Source organism: Tepidimonas sp., from assembly GCF_029335975.1.
Taxonomy (GTDB): Bacteria; Pseudomonadota; Gammaproteobacteria; order Burkholderiales; family Burkholderiaceae_C; genus Tepidimonas.
On sequence record NZ_JARJMT020000039.1, the window covers coordinates 1 to 2,793 of the forward strand.

The 2,793-nt window shown below is 68.4% G+C and carries 3 protein-coding genes; 2 read left to right on the forward strand and 1 reads right to left on the reverse strand.

Features of this window, described 5'->3' with window-relative positions; all coding sequences use genetic code 11:
• Positions 1-103 precede the first annotated feature (103 nt).
• Complete coding sequence (cgtA, locus tag P3W97_RS02150; RefSeq protein WP_300843358.1) at positions 104-1,213, forward strand: Obg family GTPase CgtA; 1,110 nt, start codon at positions 104-106, stop codon at positions 1,211-1,213.
• Between the two features lie 127 nt (positions 1,214-1,340).
• Positions 1,341-2,453, forward strand: coding sequence for a glutamate 5-kinase (gene proB, locus P3W97_RS02155; RefSeq protein ID WP_300843360.1), 1,113 nt, complete (start codon positions 1,341-1,343; stop codon positions 2,451-2,453).
• Positions 2,454-2,487: 34 nt separating this feature from the next.
• Here the strand turns inward: proB and P3W97_RS02160 are convergent.
• A partial coding sequence (locus tag P3W97_RS02160) for a CNP1-like family protein (RefSeq protein WP_300843356.1) occupies positions 2,488-2,793 on the reverse strand: 306 nt, incomplete at its 5' end.

Below are 2,793 nucleotides of genomic sequence, written 5' to 3' on the forward strand. Positions count from 1 at the left end.
TGGCGGGGGTATCATCCCCCCGGGCCACGGCCGGCTGCAGGCCACCCCGGCACGGGCCCGCGCTGCGGGCCCTTGTCGTATTGCGATCGGCGCAGGCGCCGTCATGAAGTTCGTCGATGAAGCCTATATCGACGTCGCCGCAGGCGACGGCGGCAACGGCTGCGCCTCATTCCGTCATGAGAAGTTCAAGGAATTCGGTGGGCCCGACGGCGGCGATGGCGGTCGCGGGGGGCATGTTTGGGCCTTGGCCGACGAGAATCTCAACACCCTGGTCGACTACCGTTATACACGCCGCTTCGAAGCGCAGCGCGGCGAGCACGGCAAGGGCTCGGACATGTTCGGTGCCAAGGGCGCGGACATCGTGCTGCGCATGCCAGTCGGCACGGTCATCAGCGATGCCGAGACAGGCCAGGTGCTGTTCGAACTGCTACAGCCCGGGCAAAAGGAGCTGATTGCCAAGGGCGGCGACGGCGGGTTTGGCAATCTGCATTTCAAGAGCTCCACCAACCGCGCGCCGCGCCAAAAAACGCTGGGGCGCCCGGGCGAGCGGCGCAGCCTCAAGCTCGAACTCAAGGTACTGGCCGACGTGGGACTGCTCGGCATGCCCAACGCGGGTAAGTCCACGCTCATCGCAGCCGTCTCCAATGCGCGGCCCAAGATCGCCGACTACCCCTTCACCACCCTGCACCCCAACTTGGGCGTGGTGCGCGTCGGGCCCGAAAAGAGCTTCGTGATCGCCGACGTCCCCGGACTGATCGAGGGCGCAGCCGAGGGGGCGGGACTGGGCCACCAGTTTTTGCGTCACCTGCAGCGCACGCGCTTGTTGTTACACATTGTGGACCTGGCGCCGTTTGACGATTCGGTCGATCCGGTTGCTCAGGCGCGCGCCATCGTCGCGGAGCTGAAAAAGTACGATCCCCAACTGGCGGCCAAACCGCGCTGGCTGGTGCTCAACAAACTGGACATGGTGCCGGCCGAGGAGCGCGAGTCCCGCGTTCGGGATTTCGCGCGGCGCTTGCGCTTCAAAGGCCCGGTGTTCGAGATTTCGGCCCTGACGCGCGAGGGCTGCGAGCGCTTGATGCAAAAGGTCTATGAGCATCTGGCGGCACAGCGCGAGGCGGCAGCCCCCCCAGTGGAGATGGACCCGCGCTTCGACGCGGCGCGGCAGGATGACGACGCCCGCGCCGGCGACGATCCGCGCTGGCGCGCCTGATCCCTTTCTCTTCCCCCCTCGCCCGACGACGATGACGACCGAGCCGACCCGTGCCGACGCCCGCCCCGTGGACGGGGCCGTCCCTGTCAGTGCACTGGCCACCCCGAGCCGCGCACCGGCTGAGGTGCTGCGTGGCGCGCGGCGCATCGTGGTCAAGGTCGGCTCCAGCCTCGTCACCAACGAAGGCCGGGGCCTGGACGAAGCCGCCATCGGCCAGTGGAGCCGTCAGCTCGCCGCGCTGGTACGCGACGGCCGCGAGGTCATCATGGTCAGCAGCGGCGCCATCGCCGAGGGCATGAAGCGCCTGGGCTGGACTGCCCGTCCCAAAGAAGTGCACGAGCTGCAGGCCGCTGCCGCCGTCGGCCAGATGGGCCTAGCCCAGATGTACGAAACCAAGCTGCGCGAGCAGGGCGTCGGCAGCGCCCAGGTCCTGCTCACCCATGCCGACCTGGCCGACCGGGAGCGCTATCTGAATGCGCGCTCTACCCTGTTGACCCTGCTGGCGCTGGGCGTGGTGCCCGTCATCAACGAAAACGACACCGTCGTCAACGACGAAATCAAGTTCGGTGACAACGACACCCTCGGCGCGCTGGTGGCCAATCTGGTCGAGGCCGATTTGTTGATCATCCTGACCGATCAACGTGGCCTCTACACGGCCGACCCGCGCAAGGAGCCGGCAGCGGCATTCGTCCACCATGCCCGCGCCGGTGATCCGCTGCTCGAAGCCATGGCCGGCGGCGCAGGCAGCCGCGTGGGCACCGGCGGCATGATCACCAAGATCCTGGCGGCCAAGCGCGCGGCCGGGTCTGGGGCATCCACCGTGATCGCGTGGGGGCGCGAGCCGGATGTGCTGCTGCGCCTGATCGGCGGCGAGCCGATTGGCACCTGTCTGGTGGCCGACGCCCCCAAGCAGCAGGCCCGCAAGCGCTGGATGACCAGCCATTTGCAACTGCGCGGCTCGGTCACGGTGGACGCGGGTGCCATGGACAAGCTGGTCAACGAAGGCAAGAGCCTGTTGCCCATTGGTATGACTGCGGTGGAGGGTGACTTTCAACGCGGCGATGTGATCGCGGTGCGCGCGCCCGACGGGCGCGAGATCGCACGCGGGCTGGCCAACTACGCCGCAGCCGAGGCGCGGCTGCTCTGTCGCCGCTCCTCCGCCGAGTTCGACAAGCTGCTCGGCTATGCGGCCGAGCCCGAGATGATCCACCGCGACAACTTGGTCCTCACCCTGCGCTGATCTGGTGTCCGCAGGCGGTCCCCCGGGCGCGCCGTCAACGCTCGGGCTGGCCGACGCGCAGGGTGCGCAGCATGTCAGCCGGCGGCCCAGTGGGGGTGGGGCCGTCGCAAAAGCCGTTGCGCTCCAGAGCCACGGCTGGGCGGGAGGCAAACTCGCCCCCCAGGTCACGCCACTGCGCGCTGGGGTTGGCGCGCCACTGCCCGGGTGGGCCGGGATTCCAGTGGGCATAGGTCTTGACCTGCGCGGTCGCACAGCGCAGCCCCTCGTACCAGGCATTGAGTGTGCCGCTCGCGCTCTGGGCCACGATCACATACCGGATCACCCCATCCGGGCCGAGCGT

Bases quoted from the DNA above. Each gene is read 5' to 3' on its own strand.
- cgtA (WP_300843358.1), top strand. From the start codon at position 104: ATGAAGTTCGTCGATGAAGCCTATATCGACGTCGCCGCAGGCGACGGC.